At 47.7% G+C, this 2,651-nt stretch carries 4 protein-coding genes and 2 tRNA genes; 2 read left to right on the forward strand and 4 right to left on the reverse strand.

Annotated features, from left to right (window positions below; genetic code table 11):
- Positions 1–172 precede the first annotated feature (172 nt).
- The 4 genes from QOR82_RS08935 to QOR82_RS08950 all read right to left on the reverse strand — a co-directional run bounded on the left by QOR82_RS08935 (position 173) and on the right by QOR82_RS08950 (position 1,921).
- Positions 173–245 (reverse strand) — tRNA-Gln (locus QOR82_RS08935).
- A gap of 41 nt (positions 246–286) precedes the next feature.
- On the reverse strand, positions 287–460 hold the full coding sequence (locus QOR82_RS08940; RefSeq protein ID WP_283584395.1) for a hypothetical protein: 174 nt from the start codon (positions 458–460) through the stop codon (positions 287–289).
- A 14-nt stretch (positions 461–474) separates the two neighbouring features.
- Complete coding sequence (locus QOR82_RS08945; RefSeq protein WP_283584396.1) at positions 475–780, reverse strand: hypothetical protein; 306 nt, start codon at positions 778–780, stop codon at positions 475–477.
- Positions 773–1,921 carry a Y-family DNA polymerase gene (locus tag QOR82_RS08950; RefSeq protein ID WP_283584397.1) on the reverse strand — a complete coding sequence of 383 codons (1,149 nt, stop codon included), beginning with the start codon at positions 1,919–1,921 and terminating at the stop codon, positions 773–775. Before QOR82_RS08950 ends, QOR82_RS08945 begins: the two co-directional genes overlap by 8 nt.
- Positions 1,922–2,058: 137 nt before the next feature.
- Here QOR82_RS08950 and QOR82_RS08955 point away from each other — a divergent pair, with 137 nt between their 5' ends.
- Together QOR82_RS08955 and QOR82_RS08960 are read left to right on the forward strand one after the other, a co-directional pair.
- Entirely contained in the window at positions 2,059–2,388 is a 330-nt protein-coding gene (locus QOR82_RS08955) for a hypothetical protein (protein WP_283584398.1), read from the forward strand.
- A gap of 65 nt (positions 2,389–2,453) precedes the next feature.
- Positions 2,454–2,526: transfer RNA gene (locus QOR82_RS08960), tRNA-Glu, on the forward strand.
- Positions 2,527–2,651 lie beyond the last annotated feature (125 nt).

Consider the following 2,651-nt stretch of genomic DNA (forward strand, 5'->3'; position numbering starts at 1 on the left):
TCTAGTTGCCTAGAAAAAATATTTATTCAATTATCAAGCCAGAATATTCAACTTCCAACTTTTTGGGTACACGTCATCCACGAATTTTCGTGGGGCTTTTTTTGGTGAGCAAAGCGTAGGGAAGTCGAAAAGAAGGTACAAAAAAACGCCAGCGAAACGCTGACGTCAATGATTGGGCATGCTGGGGTCGAACCAGCAAATTATGGATCCAGGGTCCACCGCCTTACCAGTTTGGCTAATGCCCAATATCTTGTATTGCTTAAGCAACGATTATTATTATACCCAATCAATTTGAATTATGCAAGGACTTTTGCCGATTTTTTTCTTTTTTTATTGAGCGCATCCACTGACCAGTCCGGAAACCGCCCCACTTCTGAATTCCTGGGTCGTGGTAGTGGCTGAAGAAATGGGCCGCGGTGCGTTCAGCAGTTTGATCGTCAAACAATTTTAAGGGTTCCATTAGTTTTGGCCTCCTTAGCGGTAATACCACCGACGCAATTTCCGTACTTCATCCTCAGGAAAATTAACAAAATGAATCGGAAATTGATAGTGACGACGAAAAGTTGCCAGGGTTGCTTTCAAGTTAGCCAGCTGGTCGGCTTCGCCACCTAACGGGTAGGAATAGGTGCTGACGCCGAGCCGCCGCACGTAGAAAAAGTAGTTAAATTGCTGATCGGGCTGGTAATGCACGACTGCCAACCAGTAGCGGTGGTGGGGCAGTTGGTGAAAGTATTGGGGGATTTTAGCATTAATGGCTGCACCCATCGTTGATTTAGCCATCGAAATCATCTCCAAATAAGGTTAATTGAGTGTCACCGTGTGGGTGCAGAGCGTTAAAGGCGACGAGGACCTTTTTGACGGTGTCGCCCTTCCACAGGCCATGAAAAGCCGTCTGCACTCGTTGCCAGACCTGTGAATCGGTGGTTCCTTCTGCCAGTTCTTCGTTGTGGGTAAATTGGCTGCGCTGGCTGCGATCGTAGAAGCCGGCCGCAAGATCGATCCCGACGACGAGGGTCGAAGGAACCAAATCTTGTTCGTGAAGGCGCTCTAGGAGGTTTGTGGTGAGATCATGAAAAGTTCGCACCAATTCGGTCTCGTTAGTTGACCCCTCGTTTAATACCCGTGAAATGCTAATTGATTTTTGCTGACGGGGACGCGCATCGTTGATGTGGGAACGGTCGATTCCCCAAGCAGTGGCATAGAGGGATGTGCCGAGTTTTTGGCCAAAAATGGCCTGCAAGGCGATCGGATCGGCATGGGCGAGGTCGCCCAGGTTGTGAATGCCCAGACGGTTGAGCTTCGCGGCTGTCTGTGGCCCAATTCCCCAGATGTCGGTCAGTGGTTGAACGGGCCAGACTTTACTTGGCATCTGCTCATAGGTCAGCCGGCCGACGAAACGGGGGTCGTGCTTGGCTAGCAGGTCCAGGGCTAATTTGGCTAGGAGAGGGTTATCGCCGATACCAACGCTGGTTACCAAGCCGAGATACCGGCGAAAGCGCTGCTGGATATCGGTGACGATGTTATCGACGGAGGGACCGTGCTTTTGCCAATGCCGGGTCACATCGAGGATTGATTCGTCGATAGAATAGGGAAGCAATTCATCGGCATCGACAAATTCTAGGAACAACTCGTTGATTTGCCGATTTTTCTCTTCATACAACTTCATCCGTGGCGGGACGATAATCAGGCGATCGTCGTTGGGCAGGTCGGTTTTAACGTCACGATTGTGCAGGCCAAAGAGTTTTTTGGCAGCAGGTGAGGCTGCCACGATCAATCCGTGAGCGGTATGGCGGGTTTCCCGCATGACAACCAAGGGGATGGTCAGTGGATCTAAACCACGGACGGTGCATTCGACGCTCGCAAAGAACGACTTCATGTCGACGACGAGAAAAAGACCGTGGGGTTCACGTTGATAATTCATTCTATTGCCTCCCTCCTCAAGAAATCTTTTCTATTGTATAGGTTGCAGCAATGCTGGTGCAAGAAAAAGGTGGTTTTCGTGATCTCAGCTGTGAGATCTGTTAAAATGGTGGAGACATAACGATTGGGGAGAAAAATATGGCAAGCAATTCGGATAGTATCTACAATGTGTTATCAAAAATCAAACGGCATCCTGATTTAGTGGTTGCCAGTAATGACCAGTATGCCAATACTTTATCGCTGATTATGCCGGATTCAATGAAAATTGCGGACGCGGAGTTCTATTTTCCCGACAATAGTTTGATGGTCAACCGTTTATCACCGAACTTTGTGGCCCAAAATGGGGATTTGCTGGATTATTATTACCAACTGACAGCTAAGCAGATTCCAGATTATCATGACGTCTGGGTTACTAGTTCCCACGTCACCGCTAGTAAGCGTTATTTGATCGAGCTTTCTTTTGAGTGATGACGGGAAAGTTTATTGACAAGGACTGGTAAAATCTGTATACTTTATGGAGTATGTTAAGTTATTGCCCGCTGGTCAAATTGGTTAAGACGTCGCCCTCTCAAGGCGGAGTTACGGGTTCGATCCCCGTGCGGGTGATTTTTTTATTCTCGCTGGTTTTCAATGGTGCTTAAATCGTTGATATACCGATTCTAGAATATTCGGTACTGATAAGAGTAATTCTTATCGGTGCCGTTTTTTGTTGCTTCGCTATACCATTAAAT

Origin of the sequence: Limosilactobacillus difficilis, from assembly GCF_947387495.1 — a bacterium.
Taxonomy (GTDB): Bacteria; Bacillota; Bacilli; order Lactobacillales; family Lactobacillaceae; genus Limosilactobacillus; species Limosilactobacillus difficilis.

Excerpts from the sequence above, each read along its gene's own strand:
- QOR82_RS08940 (WP_283584395.1), bottom strand. The coding sequence starts at position 460 with ATGGAACCCTTAAAATTGTTTGACGATCAAACTGCTGAACGCACCGCG.
- QOR82_RS08950 (WP_283584397.1), bottom strand. The coding sequence starts at position 1,921 with ATGAATTATCAACGTGAACCCCACGGTCTTTTTCTCGTCGTCGACATG.
- QOR82_RS08955 (WP_283584398.1), top strand. The coding sequence starts at position 2,059 with ATGGCAAGCAATTCGGATAGTATCTACAATGTGTTATCAAAAATCAAA.
- QOR82_RS08945 (WP_283584396.1), bottom strand. The coding sequence starts at position 780 with ATGGCTAAATCAACGATGGGTGCAGCCATTAATGCTAAAATCCCCCAA.